Origin of the sequence: Priestia flexa (genome assembly GCF_021441905.1) — a bacterium.
Classification (GTDB): domain Bacteria; phylum Bacillota; class Bacilli; order Bacillales; family Bacillaceae_H; genus Priestia; species Priestia flexa.
In genome coordinates this window covers 1,160,176-1,177,852 of the sequence record NZ_CP090431.1, presented here as the reverse complement: position 1 = coordinate 1,177,852, position 17,677 = coordinate 1,160,176, and the positions used below count along the sequence as shown (strand labels likewise).

Sequence of the window (17,677 nt, the reverse complement as noted above, 5' to 3'; positions counted from 1 at the left end):
GGTACATTCATTAGTATGGATTTGTTTTGAAATCAAATACTGCGAAAAATAAGGTAACACCGGGAGCTAATGGGCAATTTCCCTCTTGTTTTCAATTCAATAAACAAGCGAAAGCCGCCATTAGAAGGCGGCTTTCATTTGTTTAATTATTTAAGCGTTGAACGTATTCTTCGACCATTTCTTTCGTTACAAATTGACGTGTTGGTACAATTCCATTATTTTTTGCAAGCTCATTAATTTGAGCCGTCACAGCGTTAATCGTATCCGTTGAAAATTCTTGGCCTTCTTTACATAAAAGCACCGTTGCTTCAATTGCTTGCTCACGCATTGTATCTAGTCTGACAAATGCTTTAACAAGTTCATGCTGTTTCTTTGAATGTTCTGATATTGCTTTGTGTACGCTCATTTTTGTTCCTCCATTATGTAAGCTGTTGTGCTAAGAATAGGTTAATGTCTTCGAGGCTAGCGTCTTTATCCGGCAAGTTAACAAGTTCGTTTTTAAAATGAGGGAGCTTTTTTTCAAGCAAAGCTTTTATTTCCTTTACCTCACTACTTGTTATGTGTACGACTTGTTTTTTAGCATCGCTAAGCTTTGTAATCACCTGCGCTAAAGGATCAGCTTTAAAGCCGTTAACAAGCTTAAAAAACGACGTAGGCGGTAATTCCCTCCCCTGAATTAAAACGGTTAATGCCATGTATGCCCTAGCCATATGAAGAACAACTTTTATATCCTCTATTGTAACAGAAGATGTCAGATTTCTTTTACTATTTTGATGCAAAAGTTTAAAATAATGAAACCCTAGCGCTTTTAGCGAATACTGTTCCTTCATCATAAAACAAATCTTTTCACGAAACCCTTTCACATTACGATAGCAAACCGATGAGTGTATCCATTCATAAAGAGAAGGATTCGATTTTGTAAAGAGATGCAGTGCTTTATAAACGTCCCACCCTTGAAGATCATAGTTTTTATCTATGCTTGTAATAACGTCTTTAGGTCGATGTAACTCAAGGTAGCGTGCGGACTCATATTTATAAATAAATCGTACATCATAATCACTAGAAGGCGTATGTAATTCATACGCCCGGCTTCCTGCTTCACACGCAAACAAAATCGTGATATCATGCTTTTTCTCAATTGAATCCAACAGTTCTTCGATATTATCGTTCATCTTATGTCCTTTCATTTTGATGAGCTACGACGATGACATTTAGCGTATCAATTGTATGATTTAGCGCTTCAATTGGAAAATCTGCATTAACCGCTGTTTGAAGCTGCTTATAATAATCATACCATTCTTCTAAAAGCGTCGGTTTATACGTTAAAACAAACATGTGAATTTGTTCATTGTAATGATTTTGTAGCTTTATTTGCTCACTGCACACATAATCATCAAGCAGCGGCTCAATTTTAGCTTTTAATCCTTCATGCATTTTAGCTTTTTCATTTTTCTCAAAAAAGCTTTTGCTGTTTTTATAAAGAGCCAAATCCTTCTGGAATAGTTCAAGGTTTTCAAACGAACAGCGACTAACCAGCGTGCTGCCGCTTTCCACATTAATGTCCGGAAGAGCAGGGTGGAATGTTGGTTCGTAGCGCTGCAGCTGCCTCATATTCGTTTGATTCCACTCTTTTGTTAAGCGTTGAATAAATGTTTCTAAACGCAGCGTTGTGGCTTGAATTTCTTGGGTGACATCAAATGCAACTGCTTGTAAAAGCTGGTCAAGACATGCAGCCAACTGTTCTTTCTTATTTCCTTTATCGTCTCTAAGCGTTGCCGGGTTAAACGATTCCTTAAAGAAATCATCATAGCGTTGCAAGACACGCTTTTTCACATAGAAGAGAAGCTCATTGCTTTCCCTTTCGAGCTGCTGCTCTTCATACGTAAATGTCATTTCTGAAACCTTAGCAGAAATTTGTTGATCCTTAATATGAAGAGATTGCAAATAGCGCTGCTTTTCAACCGCAGACTTTGTTTGAACACCTTTAATTTCATTCGTGACGGCAAGTGCTTGATTAAGCTCTTCGTATACAGACGCAACTGCTAGCTGAGTTAGCTCATCTGTAATGAAGTGATAAAATGGTTTTTGGAAAGCCTTAAACATTTTATCTTCTCGATTTGCTAGCGCCTGCAAGCTTGAAATTGGATAGAGGCGTGGAAAGCGAATACCATACTCTTCAAGCTGTGTTTTTACATAATTTTGTACAAGACCTAGCTCTTCATCAGATTGAGCTAAATCAGCTGCATTCAGTAAAAAGAACATTTTGTCTAGTGTAAATACATCTTTTACACGACCAAGCTGAATTAAAAATTCACGATCTGCTTTTGAAAACGCATGATTATAGTACGTAACAAACAAGATAGCATCAGCATTTTTAATATATTCAAACGCAACGCCCGTATGGCGAGCATTGATAGAGTCGGCCCCTGGCGTATCGACAAGCGTAATTCCTAGCTGAGTCAACTCACAGTCATAATATAGGTTAATATGCTGTACAAAGCAGGCCTTCTCTTCCTTAGCTACGTACGCTTCAAATTCTTTAATCGTAACGGTTACTTCAGACCCCATTACGTCCTTAACATCCTCATAGCCTTTTATCACTGCCTGTAGAAATGAGAAATGCAGCTGGTTTTCTTCTTTTACAGTTAATTTTGGCAATAATTCGTTTAGCTCTTCTACGTTTGCAATAGTATGTTTAAACAGCTCCAAGGAACTGTTAATATCAGCTAATAGCTGATCCATCGTTTTCATCAGAACTACGACTGTTCGATGAGGGTAGTCCTTTGTAGGAGGCATAATTTTGTTAATCGTTGCCGTTGTAGGATTCGGTGAAACAGGCAGTACTTTTTCACCGATTAACGCATTGGCAAAAGACGACTTTCCAGCGCTAAAAGCTCCAAATAGTGCCACTGTGAACGTTTGGTTTGCAAGCTTATGACGCTTTTCCTTTAAGCGACCAACAAACTTTTCAAGCTGTTTGAATGTAGAAAGCACCTTTGTCGACTCATCAATATCTCGAATAACCGCGTCGACCTTTGTTTTTGACTGAACTTCTTCCTCTACAGCAACATTTTGTTCTGATGTGACTGTAATAGGAGCTGCTTTTACCTCAACCATTGTTCCCACTTCGATTTCTTCTTGTAATAAGTCTAACAGCTTCACCATTTCCAAAGGTTCAAGAGGCCTTAAGATATTTAGCTTTTGTTTTAAATCTTGCCGCAAGGTTTGAAGATGCTGAGTAGATTTTTGAACTCGTTCGTAGCCCTCAATAATTCGTTGCTCCGTAGCTAACGACTGTTCAATGTTTTGGAGTATTCGTTCTTCTTCTTCTTTCTTTACTTGTTCAATTTGAGTATACAGTTCGGAAAGAATACGATTGGTATTTTTCTTAATTGCATCTACTACATCCTTTGTATAGGTAAGGACATATTCACCATTAATGGTTGCTCCTGTTTTCACAGCATCCACTAAGTCATGTGGCTCAAACGGTACTTCAAACTGCTGAACGCTAGCCAACAGAGAAGAATCTACGAGCTCTTCATCTTGAATGAGCTGCTGCATATACTGCTGCAAGTGCCACTGTAGCTCTGTTTGAACACGCTCTTTCAAATCTTCATAAAAAACCGTTAGCCGCTCTTTTTTTTCTTCTTCTGTTTTCTTTTTTGTAAACCATACGCCCACTTTAAAATCTGGCTTGGTTGTTTCTAAGAATGCCTTTGCTTTCTCTCGCATCTCATAGGGAGCTAAATTCGCATTGTTCATAATTTTAGCTGTTTCGTTTTGATACGTCGTATAAAACGCTGTGCGTTTATGTAAAATCATTTCTCGCTTCGCTATAAGCTCAGCCGCTTCTTCTTTTGCATTTTGATATTCATTTGGACGAAGCTGTGAACGAATATCATCATATTCAAGAAGGCTCTCTTCTTCAGTGCTTTCTGCAAACTGCATGTGATCTTCTACTACCATTTTCATGGAATCCATAATATGTTGACCGCGATTTTCTTTTTTCTCCATCATCGTGTGCAAATGCTTCTTTAAAACAGCCAATTCGTTATAAGGATATTGCTTATCTTTTAAAGATGTATAAAAAATCCCTTTTGGTCGTACATTCCATTTTAAAAACGCCTCTTCTACAGATTCCTTAAACTCTTGGAAAGTAAGCTGATCATCTCGATGCTTATCAACTTGGTTAATAATTAAGAACAGCTCTTTATTGGCATCCTGTAGCTCTTTTGTAAAATGAAAATTAAGCTCTGCCTGTACATGATTGTAATCCATCACGTAAAAAATAACGTCCGCAAGATGAAGAGCAGACTCTGTTGACACACGGTGAGCATCATCTGTTGAATCAATTCCAGGCGTATCCATTACAACAATTCCTTGTGGAATTGCTTCCGTTTCAATCGAGAGATGAATGGACTCTACTTCATCACCATCAACACAAAACGATTTAATTTGTTCATACTCATATGGTGCTTCATAACGTACTGGCTTTTCTTTTCGATAATAAACGGTTGCATGCTCCTCGCCAGCCTTAACAGACACCAAATTAGCACTTGTCGGAATTGGACTTGCGGGCAAAATTGTTTGGCCCATGAGTTCATTAATCATACTTGATTTCCCTGCTGAAAAATGACCACAAAACGCAATAACAAACTCTTCTTTTTCTTGTTTTCTTAATAATTGAATAATTTTTTCCGCTTGCTTTTCATCTCCAGCATTTATAAAAGCCTCATGTAAATGATAAAGAGAGGATTGTAGAGTTTTATACCTTTGATGCTGAACGCTTACTTGAGACATCACTTTCGACTCCTTTTGTTAGGCACTTACAATCGTGCACTTACTCCATTTCTGCTACTTATTCCTCTTTTTATTTTACTTGATTTTAAAGCGTTTTCCTATAAAAAACTGAATTTTCCACTTCCGTTTACTTATGCAAAAAAGCAAAAAAAACTGCCAAACCATTGGCAGTTTTACGTTTATTTATATTCAAAAAATTATACACGCTGCGCTTTTTCAATGTTTTTCATGACATACGTTGCCATACCCGTACACGTTACGAACGCTCCAATTACAAAAAGACTAACCATTATGTCCACCACCGTTTCTTATTGATGAAATTGATAATCTTTATCAGCTACTTACAGTCTATCACGAAAGATAATCATTTTCAATTAGTTTTCTGATTTTTTTAACTGTGGCATAAAACGTAGCTTTCCATCCATGGCTACCTCATAGTCTGTATGTAACTTCAGCGCTTCTTCTTCTTTTACAATCCGAACTGATAGCATCCACATGTTTAATAAACTGAACACTATAAGCGTTAGATACGCTTGAAATAAAAACGGAATTAGAAGAAACTCTAGCGTGACAATCGTATAGTTTGGGTGCTTAATGTATTTGTAAGGGCCCTTTAATACAACGGGAGCTTTTGGCATTACAATAATTTTAGTATTCCAATACTTCCCTAATGAGGTGATAGCCCATACTCTTCCCAGCTGCACCATTAAAAATAAAGTAGCAAATACCCAAAAAGGCGATGAAAATGGATAGTCTATAAGCTGGATTTCTACAAACAACGCCACAAAAAAAGCAACATGCATGGCTACCATCCATTTGTAATGATCTTTTCCCGCTTCATATCCACCGTTTTGTTTCATCCAGGCTTCATTGCGCTTCGCAATTACAAGTTCTCCTAAACGTTGTAAAATAATCAATGCAAAAATGACATAAATAAGCATATTATTCCCTCCATTGAAGTAAGACGAGCTCTGAGCTAAATCCTGGCCCAAGCGCAGTTAACACGCCGTATTCTCCACTTGGAATTTTCTCTTTCATAAACCGATCCAATACGTATAAGACAGTTGCTGATGACATGTTTCCATGATGCTTTAACACATGAAGTGAATGGTCAATCATTGAGCTTTCAAGCGAAAGCGTAGATAGATAAGCTTCTAACACCTTCTTCCCTCCAGGATGCGCCACAAAATGTCGCAAGTCTTGCGTAGTTAGACCGTGACTCGCCAGGAATGTCTGAACTTGATCTCCTAACCAAGAATCAATAATTGTAGGAATGTCTTTTGAAAAAATAACATATAAACCGTTGTTTCGAATATCCCAACCCATAACATCCTTAGAGTCTGGCATTAAAGTAGACTGAGTATGTAACGTTGATGGCAGCGTGTCCAATTGTGAAGCGCTTATGTCTGCTTCATCTCCTGCAATTAAAGCAGCTGCTACTCCGTCAGCAAATAAAGATGTACCAATTAAATTGCTTTTTGAACGATCATTACGCTGAAACGTCAGGCTACAAAGTTCAATGGAAAGCACAAGTACCTTTGCTTTCGGAAACGCTAAGCAATACTCATGTGCTCTTGACACACCTGAAGCTCCTCCTGCACAGCCTAGACCCCAAATTGGAATACGCTTCGTGTGAGGGGAAAAGGGCAGCTCGTTCATAATTCTTGCTTCAATGCTCGGTGTTGCAAGCCCACTAGTGGAGATGTAAAAGATTGCATCAATTTCTTCATAGGGAATATTGTCTGAGAGATAAGCTGAATTTGTTAAGCAATTTTCAACAGCTTTTACGCCAAGTTCAATTGCAGACTCAATAAATGCATTATTTTTCTCTTCAAACGTGTGGTCTTCTTGAAACCAATCCATTCCTTTGGCAAAATGCCTTGTTTCAATCTGACCATTTTCAAATACCGTTAACAAGCGATTAATATCTCGAAATGACTCGGCAAATAGATCCTTTGCAAACTGTGCAGTATCCGATTGCTTTAGCTCATATGGAGGTATACAAAATCCAGTTGACATAATTTTAGGCACCGTTCTCACCTCTTTAATTCGTTATGTATACCTTCTGTAATTTTTTAGAAATTTATTCTTTATGAAAAATAAAAAAAGCTTTTCCATAAGATATGGAAAAGCTTCCAGGCTGTTGAGAAACTTTGTTCTCAACAGCTTTTTTATGTCTGTCTTTTTTTATCAGTGGTAACACTGATAAAAAAAGACTGGAGTTGATGAAACATGATGGGTGCACTTAAAAATCATCGAGATGAACAAGTGATGGTTTCTGTAGAAGATTTAGTTCCTGCCAATCACTTTTTGCGTACAATTGAAGCGACAATTGATTTTAGCTTTATTGAAGAAAAGCTTCTTCCTTATTATTGTGAAGACAATGGACGTCCTTCCATTCATCCCATTACGCTATTCAAAATGATGTTTATTGGCTACTTTTATGGCGTTCGTTCCGAACGTCAACTTGCCAAAGAAATTCAAACGAATGTGGCGTATCGATGGTTCTTAGGCTTATCGTTAACGGATGCCGTTCCTCACCATTCGACGATTAGTTTTAATCGCCGAACACGCTTTTTAGATACGACGATTTTTGAAGACATTTTTGATGAAATTGTTCGCCAGGCGATAGAACATCGCATGGTTGGTGGACGTGCTTTAATGACAGACTCGACTCATATCAAAGCGAATGCGAATAAACATAAATATGAAAAACAACCAAAGAAGTCCCGCCGACAAGCGTATATGGAAGAGTTAGAAGCAGCCGTCAACGAAGATCGTCTTGAAAACGGAAAAAAGAACTAAGTCCTCGAAAGGAAGGCGTTGCCTTACAAAAACAAACCCGCATCAGTACAACGGATCCCGATAGTGGTTTTATGATGAGAGATGGAAAGCCAGATGGCTTTCATTATTTAGATCATCGAACGGTGGATGTCAAACATAATATTATTACAGATACCTGTATTACAGCTGGCAATGTGGCTGACTCTGTTCCTTATCTTGACCGCCTTGACATACAAATAAAAAAGTTTCGCTTTTCTGTTGAAGCTGTTGCATTAGATGCCGGGTATTTTACAAGCCATATTTGTAAACGCCTTTCTGAAAAAGGGATTTTTATGGTGATGGGCTATCGGCGTTTTGGATCGTCAAACAAAGACGTGCCAAAACGTCTGTTTCACTACGTACAGGAAAAAGATGTATTCGCTTGTCCAATGGGGTGCATTTTATCGTATGCGACTACCAGTCGCACAGGAGATCGTACATACAAATCAAATCCAAGTGATTGTGCCGTTTGTCCAATGAGAGACGGGTGTTTTTCCGCTTCCCAAAAACAACGCGTGGTGACACGTCACATTTGGGAGAGATTCAAAGAACAAGCGCGTCTAAACAAGCGCACAAAAGCAGGTAAACAACTTTATCGTATGCGTTGCACGACGATTGAGCGTAGCTTTGCCGACGCAAAAGAGCTAAATGGGTATCGATATGCCCGGTATCGAGGGCTGAAGTCTGTCCAGATGCAGGCGTATCTGACGGCAGCTTGTCAAAACATGAAAAAAATCGCCCATTACCTGACCAAAACAGGTCAGGTAATGGGCGATTTTTATGGAAAACGACGATTTGTTTGTGAAATGTTTACTTGTTTCACTATAAAAAATGAAAAGAGCCTCAGATTGACGAGAACCTTACAGGTTTCTCGTCAATCTGAAAGCTTTTCCATAAGATATGGAAAAGCTTCGTTTTGAAGAAGTTCTATTTGTTGCGCACACGTTTAGTATAACGTATTTTCCCTAGTATTGAACATGAAATTTTTGGGTTTTCTTTATTTATTTAAAAGAATACAGACATATATACTTCGTCCACGTATTTCCCATTAATATAAGCTTGTTCTTTCATAACGCCTTCTGTCTTAAAGCCAACTTTTTCGTATAATTTATACGCCACTTCATTTGAAGTAAACACCGTTAGCGACAATTTATGCATGTCGTTTTCTTTGCACCATTTTAGCGTATAGTCCATTAACTGCTTCCCAATTCCCATACCTTGTACTTTTGAAATTAGCCACGTACGGAAAAGCCCGCTATGACGCTTCATTCGAATTTCACCGCGAAGAACGCGTGCAATTCCAACAACTTCTCCTTCGACTTCTGCAACAACATACATATGCCCTTGCTTTGGTACACTTTCAATAAACTGCTGTTCTTCTTCAACGGTTTTTGGCGCGTCTTTTTGAATAAACTCCCCCGCTTTAATAATCTCTTCTACAGCTGTTGTAATCTCTCTTGCATCACGGGGCTCTGCTGGACGTATTGTTACTTCACGTCCATCCTTTGCTACAAATGTTACCGTATCTTTTTCTGCTGTAATCATCTATATCAACTCCTCTAACCATTCAATAATCACTTGTTGTTAGTGTTCGTTTAATTCTCTACTTTATCATTGGAAATGTTTCTTTTTGCATGTTGTCAGGTAAGCTGATCACTGCACTTTAGATATACCCAAAGCCTTTATATTTGTAAACCTTTTTGGGAAAATTTATTTTTGCATATCCTTGTGCACATTGCAAATGGTTTGCATAAAGTAAAATAAATAGTAATATTCAAATTATTCAATAAAAAAGCTCTCAACGCTTGCCTAACACAAGCATTAAGAGCTTTTTACTTTTATTTTGTTACCATTTCTTTTTGTACAGATGTTTCTGGAGTTCTTACTTTTGAAACCGCCAGTACGTTGAATACAATATTTAAAATAATCGCTGTAAAGCTACCTGCTACAATTCCATTTCCAGTTAGGATTTGAATTCCTTCTGGAAGCTGAGCAAATAAATCTGGTACTACCGTTACGCCAAGCCCCATTCCAATAGAGCATGCGATAATTAACAGATTCTCTTGCTTTTGTAAATCCACTTCGCTTAAAATTTTAATTCCAGATGAGATAACCATCCCGAACATCGCAACCATTGCCCCCCCTAATACAGGGCTTGGAATCACGGTTGTAATCGCAGCAATTTTGGGAATAAGCCCCAGAACAATTAGGATACCGCTCGCTGCAAACACTACGCTTTTGGTGCGAACACCCGAAAGCTGAAGCAGCCCTACGTTTTGTGAATACGCCGTATAGGGAAATGCATTAAACAATCCACCCAGGGTAATAGCTAACCCTTCTGCGCGATATCCACCAGCTAAATCTTTTTCCGTTACTTCTTCTTTACAAATATCACTAACTGCAAAATATACACCTGTTGATTCAACAATCCCTACTAGTAACACCAAAAACATCGTTAAAATAGCCGTTAAATCAAAGGTTGGCATTCCAAAGTAAAAAAAGTGTGGAACGTGGACCCAAGCTTCATCACGAACGCCTGAAAAATCTACTTTTCCCATAAATGATGCGGCAATGGTTCCAACGATTAGACCTGCCAACACAGACACTGATCTCATAAACCCTGTTGTAAAACGATATAATAAAATAATAAGTACTAATACACCAAACCCAAGCGCTAAGTTACTTAAGCTTCCGAAATCAGCGCTTCCTTCTCCACCAGCCAAGTCTTTCATTGCTACGGGAATAAGCGTAATTCCAATAATCGTCACCACAGACCCGGTGACAAGTGGAGGGAAAAAGCGAACAAGCTTACCAAGGTATTTTGATAAAATAACAATCATAAGCCCTGCCACAATTATGGAGCCATATATGCTCGATACGCCATATGAACTTCCGATTTGAATCATTGGACCTACAGCAGTAAACGTACATCCTAGTACAACCGGTAAGCCGATACCAAAGAAACGATTTTTCCACACCTGTAATAGCGTAGCAACTCCACACATGAACAAGTCAATTGCGACCAAATAAGTTAACTGCTGCTGCGTTAATCCAATTGCTCCACCCACAATTAATGGCACAACAATAGCTCCGCCATACATGGCTAAAACATGCTGTAATCCTAGTGATAGCACTTTTCCATTATTCATCTTAAGATGTCACTCCTTGCTTCGTAGGAACAAACGTAACCTGTCCACCTTTTAGTGATTCGATACGTGCAAGCGATTCAACTTTCACACCCGTTTCACGAACTAGGCGACCGCCATCTTGAAAAGCTTTTTCAATGACAATTCCTACGCCCCCAACATCAGCACCAGCTTTTTTAACAATATCCATTAAGCCCAGTGCAGCTTGTCCGTTTGCCAGGAAGTCGTCAATAATTAATACGCGATCAATTGGCAAAATAAACTTTTCAGCAACCGAAATTTCATTTTCTTCTTTTTTAGTAAAGGAATATACTTTTGATGTAATTAATCCGTCTTGTAAAGTTAATGATTTACGCTTGCGAGCAAACACCATTTCCACATTGAGCTTCAGTGCCGCCATAATTGCTGGAGCAATACCAGATGATTCAATTGTTAAAATCTTTGTAATACCTTCTTTTTCAAATCGTTTGCCAAACTCTTCTCCAATTTCTTTCATGAGAACTGGATCCATTTGGTGATTTAAAAACGTATCAACTTTTAAAACCGTATCTGATAGTACAATACCGTCTGTTAAAATCTTTTCTTGTAATGCTTTCATCTTATAATTCCTCCAACTTCTTTTTCACAATAAAAAGCTCAAAAACATAGCTACACCCACGTATGAGTAGAGCAATGTTTTTGAGCTAATCTATAAGACGAAAGCCAAAAGTGTCACCGCTCACTCATAGTCAAACCATTTACGGTGGTTTGGTAGAAACTTACGAGCCATATTCTCGTCATTATATGAGTGCGTTATTGAGTTGTGTTTAGTATACCAATATTCTACATGTTTGAAAACCTTTTTATCGAACGTTTTATATTAAAGATTCTAAAAATGTTCGTGAAAACGACAAAAGAAGATAAGGTTATTCTTATCTTCTTCGTCTTTTCTATTAAAGAGAGTATACTTCCGTGTATTTTTTTTCTAAATAATCAATTAAATAATTGACGTTTAACCCTTCTTCCGTCACGTCATGCAAGATTTCAAGCGGCTTTTTCGTTTTGCCATACTGATGAATATGGTATGTTAACCAATTTGTAATTGCTTTTACGTCACCAGTTTCCAACAGCTCATCATAATCTGGTAAGTCTTTTACCATCGCATTTTTAAACTGAGCTGCGTACATATAACCAAGCGCATAGGAAGGGAAATACCCAAAGCTTCCACCTGCCCAGTGTACATCTTGAAGTACGCCTTCTCCATCATGATTTGGGCGAATGCCTAAATACTCTTCATATTTATCATTCCAGATCCCAGGAAGATCCTTCACTTCAATGTCACCATTTATTAATCCTTTTTCAATTTCATAGCGAATCATAATGTGAAGTGGGTACGTTAACTCGTCCGCTTCGATACGAATCAATGAGGGCTGTGACTGATTAATTGCCCGATAGAAGTCTTCTAATGATACGTTCTCAAACTGACCGCTTGAATACTGTTTAATCACGTCATAGTTACGCTTCCAAAATGAAAAGTTTTTACCCACAAATTTTTCATAAAAAAGGGATTGTGACTCATGAATGCCCATTGATGTGCCTTCACAAAGCACCGTACCAACTAGATCTTCTGAAATATTTTGTTCGTATAGAGCATGACCACATTCGTGAATGGTACCAAAGATTGCCGTTCGAAAATCCTTTTCATCATATTTAGTTGTAATTCTTACATCTCCTGGATTTAAGCCTGTTGCAAACGGATGAACCGTTTCGTCTAAGCGACCAGCTTCAAAATCGTAGCCGAGCTCTTTTAAGATGGCTAAACTAAATTCACGCTGCTTATCTTTTGGAAAAGTTTCAAATAAGAAACCTGTTTCTGGCTTATTAGGTGAAGCAGCAATCTTTTGTACAAGCGGCACAATTCGATTGCGGAGCTGCCCAAACACATTGTCTAAGATTTCTACCGTCATTCCAGGTTCAAAAAGATCTAGTAAGCGGTTATATTTATTACCTTCGTATCCCCAATACTCTACAAATTTTTGGTTGAACGCTACGATTTTCTCTAAATACGGTTGAAACATCTGAAAATCTGCTTTACCTTTCGCTTCTTCCCACACAGATTCAGCTTTAGAGGTTAAAATAACGTATTCTTTATATTCGTCAGCCGGAATTTTTTTATTAAGCTCATATTCCTTTTGACATTCTTTTACCGCTTTCTTTGTCGTATGGGATATGTAATTTTGAGCGGTATCAGTAGTCAACTGCTGAATGAATGAAGCCATTTCATTAGAAACAGATAGTTTAAACGCTTCAGAGGACAGCATGCCAATTACTTCTGAGCGCTGCTCCACTCCTTTTTTCGGTGCACCTGTGCGCAAATCCCAGTACATAACACCCATCGCTTCATGATAACTTTTGATTTTCTTCATCAATTCATGAAAATCTCGCTCTACAAGCTGAATATTTTCCTTCATAAAAAAACCTCCCCTTTTTACTTACTAGCTTACTATGCACTTATGTCATATAGTAGAGAATCGTTACATTCTCTGCTTTTAGTTTAAAGGTTTTAAACAAAAAAGGATAGCCGTCTGCATAAGACGAGCTATCCTCATATTGTTTAAACGCGAGCTTTTATCGCTGTAGGTAAATTCTTTTCAATAATGGCTTGAACCTTCTCATCCGTATTTTCCGGCATAAAAATAGTAATTAGGCCTTCATCTTCATGCGAACGAATCAATCGTCCCACGCCTTGCTTTAAACGAAGCAGCATGTAAGGCATATCCGCATCCCAAAATGCATCTGCAACCTGCTTTCGTTTTGCTTCAAAGACCGGATCATTTGGCGGATATGGAAGTGACCATAAAATAACATTTGAAAGTGATGGACCTGGGATATCAAGACCTTCCCAAAGGTGAACCGCACATAAAATCGTTTCTTCTTCACGTTGAAATTGAGAAACTAGCTTGCTAATTTCTTGATCTCCTTCAAATAAAAACGTGTATTCACTTAGCTCTTTAGATGCTTCTTTAAATAAAGCTAGCTCTTCACGTGTATTAAATAGTAGCAGGGCTCGTCCATTTGTTCTTTCAAGCTGTTTCAGCGTATAACCATATTTTTCAGCAAATGCTTCACTGCCAGCTGCTACCATTTTACAGGTAATGTCCATCTTTTCATCATAATCAAACGGAGACTCTACTGAAAATGATAAAGGTTTTCCAATCCCTAAACTGTATGCTAAATAATCAAATGATGAATTATCTGAAAGCGTCGCTGAGGTAAAAATATATGGAATCTTCTTAGAGAATACGCGCTCTTTTAATACATCTTTAACAGCTTGTGGCATAATAACGAGCGTTAGCTGCCAATCTTTTTCTTCAAGCCAGTAAATTGCATTTTCATTCTCCATAAATAGACGCATTGAATAATCAATTTGATCTAAATACTCATCGACAATGCGAAGCGTGTATTCATCTACCGTATAGGTTTCACTTTCAAAAACAAGTTCGTTTCCAATATGCTCCAAAAGACCAAGCAGTTCTTTTCCAACCTTTTGCACACGGCTTGTACGCTCAATTTGCTTTCGATTAGATCCAACGATATCTTGACTTGCCTCACTAAGCGCATCAAAAAATAGCGAATAAACATCGATTGTATGCTCAATTTTTAATGCTAGTTCTTCACGCACATCATTTTCTAATAAACGTGTTAATAAGTTCTCAAGCGTATCTTCTTTAATACGGTACGTCAATGCCTTTTGCGCTGCAAATTCAAGCAGATGTCCCTCATCAAACACTACGCAGCTACTTTCTGGTAAGAGCGGTAGCTGACCCTCACGTTTACGAGCTTCAACAGTCCAAATATGCTCCATATAAAAGTCATGAGAGCAAATAATTAAGTCTGTCGCTTTGCGGTAGTGTTCACGTGATAGAGTTAAACCACATCGGTGGCGCTGATCACAAGAAGAACAATCTTGGAAAGAATCCCAGTTAATCTGCTGCCACTCTTCATCGGTTAGATGTGAATACTCTTTACGATCTCCATAATGATAAAACGACTGCATACCGCTATGATCATGTACAAAATCAGGTAATGTTTCGTAAATTTCTTCAATGTTTTCATTATCCGTTCGGCTTGTAACTGCATCTAGTTTCTTTAAGCAAAGGTACTGATCTTGCGATTTTGCAAGGCGAACATCCATGTTGATATCAAGGATTTTTGATAACTTTGCGATATCTCCCTCAGCCTTTACGAGCTGCTCAATCAATGTTTCATCCGCACAGGCAATAATAGCAGGCTTGCCAACATAGCGTGCGTAGCAAATCGCATACAATAGATAAACAATGGTCTTACCCGTACCTACTCCTGCTTCTGCAAAAATAACGTTTTTTTCTTTAAACGCGCGCTCAATTTGAAAGGCCATAAAGATTTGCTCGTCTCGAAGCTCTAACCCTGCATCCGGAAGGTGATCGTAAAAAACGTCCCCAATCCATTCATTTAACTTATCAAAAAAATTCTCATCTCGTCCAATTGTAAAAGGCAATCGCTCTCTCATCATTGATTAATGACTCCTTTAACTATGTAAATATAAACCTTTCAAAAGGTAAATTCATTTATTTTTTCTCTGTAAATAACTAACTGAAGCAAAACTTAATTATCTAGTATTGAGAAAGGATTGTCAATATCTATTCTAGTGTCGTAAACAATAAAAAGCTCTGCAAAAGCAGAGCATAAGGTATTAGTATCATATATAAGAGCTATTCGCATTAAGAAAGTGGGCGAAAACAAGAGTCCGTGGATGAAATAAAATTTAAAGCAGCCTCATATTCAGCTTTAGCTTGCTCAAACTGATTCAAAAGATCTGGAGAAAGTTCTCCTCCTTGCTGTATATGCTGATAGCTATTTTCTAACGCTTGACGAATTATTAAGAAATGCTCGTTTGGTCGGACCATTTCCAACACTCTCCTTCTCTCTATAAAAATAGTTATAAGCTTATTGTATACAGAAACCGTTTCATTTATTCATAGAAAAAATGTCAGATAGAGATGAACTTTCTTTACTGAATATGACATCTGGCGCAGTAAAATAAAGAAGATCCATCACGGTGATGGATCTTCCTTATTAGCTTTTTCAACGATAAAATACTGAAATCCATACATCAGTACAGCTTTGAAAAGAAAAATGCTGAGAAGTTGCGGCTTTTTAATCGTTCCAAATCGAAACATCTTCAGCTTCTTTGTCATAGTCTGAAACGGGTAAACAAAAAGCCAATCGGTAATTAAATTCAACAGCATATATAGGCCAAAGCGTCCGTATGTAAGCCTCATAATCCAAAAAGAGCCTGGAATGAAAGGGCCCAAAACAAGCGCCATTTCTCCTGTAAGATAGCGTAAAGGAGGCCTTGGAAAGGACCACCATTTGAATTTTTTAGCTACAAAGCTTTCCATAAAAATAAATACGGAAACGAACGCAACTGCATATTTATATCTTTTAATGTATTTCACACCCAAAAAAGGAACTGTTAACCAAGACAATACAATCATACTACCAAAGAATATTTTTGCTTCTTTAAATATCTTCAACTGCCCCACCTCTTTTTGTAGTATGCGCAGAATAATTTGGATTATTGAAGATTGTCCATAAAAAATACACATGCTAAAACTTGAGCATGTGTATTTTAATTAGATTAATTTGTTTTGCGAGGTGGACGTGGTCCCCAATATTGATAATAGTCGGTTTTGATAAATCCGTTAAAGAGTTTACGCTTTTTAGTCGCGGGCTTGCCGTAATACTGTTCAAACTGCTCATGGGATGTAAGCATGAAAACAGACCACGTATCAAGCTTAGCAAACGCATCGCCCATTTCTGCATACATTGCTTCAACAGAAGGTCGATCACTTAAACGCTCTCCATACGGTGGGTTTCCAACAATAATCCCGTATTCCTTCGGAGTCGTGAAGTCACGCACCTGCATTTGCTTAAATTGGATTAAGTCTCCGAGACCAGCTTCAAATGCGTTTTGCTGCGCTACTTTTATCATACGGTGATCGATATCATGCCCAGCGATATCTAAATCTTGATCATAGTTTGCTAATTCCTCTGCCTCATCACGTGCTTTATCCCAAATCTCTTGAGACATCCAAGGCCACTCTTCTGAAATAAAGTCACGATTGAAGCCAGGTGCAATATTTTGACCAATTAGAGCTGCTTCAATCGCAATCGTTCCTGAACCACAAAATGCATCAACAAACGGACGATCAGGATTCCAAGGCGTCAGCATAACCAGTGCTGCAGCTAACGTTTCTTTTAACGGTGCCTCACCTTGTCCAACGCGGTAACCGCGCTTGTGCAAACCTGCTCCACTCGTATCGATTGTGATTGTTGCAATATCTTTTAACAGCGCTACTTCAATTTTAAACGTCGCGCCTTTTTCTTCAAGCCAGCCTGTTGTGATATTATGATGCTTTTTCATTTTATCAACAATGGCTTTTTTCACGATACTTTGGCAATCAGATACGCTAAACAGCTTCGATTTCACTGATTTACCCGACACAGGGAACTGAGCATCTACGGGTAAATAGCGTCCCCAATCAAGCGCTTTTGTTTTTTCAAATAATTCATCAAACGTACGCGCTTTAAATTGACCAACTTCAATTTTCACGCGGTCTGCTGTGCGCAGCCATAGATTTGCTCTCGCAATTGCTAGCTCATCGCCTTCGAAGATTACTTTTCCATTATCTACTTCACATTCATAGCCTAATGCACGAACCTCTTTCGCTACAAGTGATTCAATTCCCATTGCAGCGGTTGCAATAATTTTATATTTTGTCATTTTTCAACCTCATTTTACTGTCTAATAATGAATACTACGTGTAAAAGTACCATATCCACTTGCGGTAGTCAAAAGCTTTCAAAAAGAAAATGCTTAAACTCAC

13 protein-coding genes, 1 pseudogene and 1 riboswitch are annotated in these 17,677 nt (G+C 38.1%); of the genes and pseudogenes, 1 reads left to right on the top strand and 13 read right to left on the bottom strand.

Features of this window, described 5'->3' with window-relative positions; genetic code table 11:
- Positions 1 to 142: 142 nt before the first annotated feature.
- The 5 genes from LZP85_RS05955 to LZP85_RS05935 all read right to left on the bottom strand — a co-directional run bounded on the left by LZP85_RS05955 (position 143) and on the right by LZP85_RS05935 (position 6,831).
- Complete coding sequence (locus LZP85_RS05955; RefSeq protein WP_025909382.1) at positions 143 to 406, bottom strand: YpbS family protein; 264 nt, start codon at positions 404 to 406, stop codon at positions 143 to 145.
- 13 nt (positions 407 to 419) lie between these two features.
- Positions 420 to 1,172, bottom strand: a complete 753-nt coding sequence (locus LZP85_RS05950; RefSeq protein ID WP_167556153.1) for a DNA polymerase beta superfamily protein — start codon at positions 1,170 to 1,172, stop codon at positions 420 to 422.
- Between the two features lies 1 nt (position 1,173).
- Positions 1,174 to 4,800, bottom strand: a complete 3,627-nt coding sequence (locus LZP85_RS05945) for a dynamin family protein (protein WP_226639451.1) — start codon at positions 4,798 to 4,800, stop codon at positions 1,174 to 1,176.
- 374 nt (positions 4,801 to 5,174) lie between these two features.
- Positions 5,175 to 5,741, bottom strand: coding sequence for an isoprenylcysteine carboxyl methyltransferase family protein (locus LZP85_RS05940; protein ID WP_119543031.1), 567 nt, complete (start codon positions 5,739 to 5,741; stop codon positions 5,175 to 5,177).
- A gap of 1 nt (position 5,742) precedes the next feature.
- Entirely contained in the window at positions 5,743 to 6,831 is a 1,089-nt protein-coding gene (locus tag LZP85_RS05935; protein ID WP_119543030.1) for a type III polyketide synthase, read from the bottom strand.
- A gap of 201 nt (positions 6,832 to 7,032) precedes the next feature.
- On the opposite strand from LZP85_RS05935, the pseudogene LZP85_RS05930 reads away from it, so the two are divergent.
- Positions 7,033 to 8,405: pseudogene (locus LZP85_RS05930) on the top strand (IS1182 family transposase); the annotation flags it as partial.
- A 223-nt stretch (positions 8,406 to 8,628) separates the two neighbouring features.
- Here LZP85_RS05930 and LZP85_RS05925 read toward each other — a convergent pair.
- The 8 genes from LZP85_RS05925 to LZP85_RS05890 all read right to left on the bottom strand — a co-directional run bounded on the left by LZP85_RS05925 (position 8,629) and on the right by LZP85_RS05890 (position 17,574).
- Positions 8,629 to 9,168 (bottom strand): GNAT family N-acetyltransferase, encoded by a 540-nt coding sequence (locus LZP85_RS05925; RefSeq protein WP_119543029.1) that lies wholly within the window; start codon positions 9,166 to 9,168, stop codon positions 8,629 to 8,631.
- A 293-nt stretch (positions 9,169 to 9,461) separates the two neighbouring features.
- Entirely contained in the window at positions 9,462 to 10,772 is a 1,311-nt protein-coding gene (locus LZP85_RS05920) for a nucleobase:cation symporter-2 family protein (protein ID WP_119543028.1), read from the bottom strand.
- A gap of 1 nt (position 10,773) precedes the next feature.
- Complete coding sequence (locus LZP85_RS05915; protein ID WP_025909375.1) at positions 10,774 to 11,367, bottom strand: xanthine phosphoribosyltransferase; 594 nt, start codon at positions 11,365 to 11,367, stop codon at positions 10,774 to 10,776.
- A 107-nt stretch (positions 11,368 to 11,474) separates the two neighbouring features.
- A riboswitch (purine riboswitch) is annotated at positions 11,475 to 11,576 on the bottom strand.
- Between the two features lie 125 nt (positions 11,577 to 11,701).
- Complete coding sequence (locus tag LZP85_RS05910) at positions 11,702 to 13,219, bottom strand: carboxypeptidase M32 (protein ID WP_119543026.1); 1,518 nt, start codon at positions 13,217 to 13,219, stop codon at positions 11,702 to 11,704.
- Between the two features lie 143 nt (positions 13,220 to 13,362).
- A complete protein-coding gene (locus LZP85_RS05905; protein ID WP_061785351.1) occupies positions 13,363 to 15,300 on the bottom strand; it encodes an ATP-dependent DNA helicase in 1,938 nt (645 codons plus the stop codon).
- Between the two features lie 208 nt (positions 15,301 to 15,508).
- Entirely contained in the window at positions 15,509 to 15,694 is a 186-nt protein-coding gene (locus LZP85_RS05900) for a hypothetical protein (RefSeq protein WP_119543025.1), read from the bottom strand.
- Between the two features lie 147 nt (positions 15,695 to 15,841).
- Positions 15,842 to 16,324 carry a hypothetical protein gene (locus LZP85_RS05895; protein WP_119543024.1) on the bottom strand — a complete coding sequence of 161 codons (483 nt, stop codon included), beginning with the start codon at positions 16,322 to 16,324 and terminating at the stop codon, positions 15,842 to 15,844.
- A 104-nt stretch (positions 16,325 to 16,428) separates the two neighbouring features.
- Entirely contained in the window at positions 16,429 to 17,574 is a 1,146-nt protein-coding gene (locus LZP85_RS05890) for a THUMP domain-containing class I SAM-dependent RNA methyltransferase (protein WP_061785354.1), read from the bottom strand.
- Positions 17,575 to 17,677 lie beyond the last annotated feature (103 nt).

Excerpts from the sequence above, each read along its gene's own strand:
- LZP85_RS05945 (WP_226639451.1), bottom strand. The coding sequence starts at position 4,800 with ATGTCTCAAGTAAGCGTTCAGCATCAAAGGTATAAAACTCTACAATCC.
- LZP85_RS05905 (WP_061785351.1), bottom strand. The coding sequence starts at position 15,300 with ATGATGAGAGAGCGATTGCCTTTTACAATTGGACGAGATGAGAATTTT.
- LZP85_RS05955 (WP_025909382.1), bottom strand. The coding sequence starts at position 406 with ATGAGCGTACACAAAGCAATATCAGAACATTCAAAGAAACAGCATGAA.
- LZP85_RS05920 (WP_119543028.1), bottom strand. The coding sequence starts at position 10,772 with ATGAATAATGGAAAAGTGCTATCACTAGGATTACAGCATGTTTTAGCC.
- LZP85_RS05910 (WP_119543026.1), bottom strand. The coding sequence starts at position 13,219 with ATGAAGGAAAATATTCAGCTTGTAGAGCGAGATTTTCATGAATTGATG.
- LZP85_RS05890 (WP_061785354.1), bottom strand. The coding sequence starts at position 17,574 with ATGACAAAATATAAAATTATTGCAACCGCTGCAATGGGAATTGAATCA.
- LZP85_RS05915 (WP_025909375.1), bottom strand. The coding sequence starts at position 11,367 with ATGAAAGCATTACAAGAAAAGATTTTAACAGACGGTATTGTACTATCA.
- LZP85_RS05940 (WP_119543031.1), bottom strand. The coding sequence starts at position 5,741 with ATGCTTATTTATGTCATTTTTGCATTGATTATTTTACAACGTTTAGGA.
- LZP85_RS05925 (WP_119543029.1), bottom strand. The coding sequence starts at position 9,168 with ATGATTACAGCAGAAAAAGATACGGTAACATTTGTAGCAAAGGATGGA.
- LZP85_RS05950 (WP_167556153.1), bottom strand. The coding sequence starts at position 1,172 with ATGAACGATAATATCGAAGAACTGTTGGATTCAATTGAGAAAAAGCAT.
- LZP85_RS05900 (WP_119543025.1), bottom strand. The coding sequence starts at position 15,694 with ATGGTCCGACCAAACGAGCATTTCTTAATAATTCGTCAAGCGTTAGAA.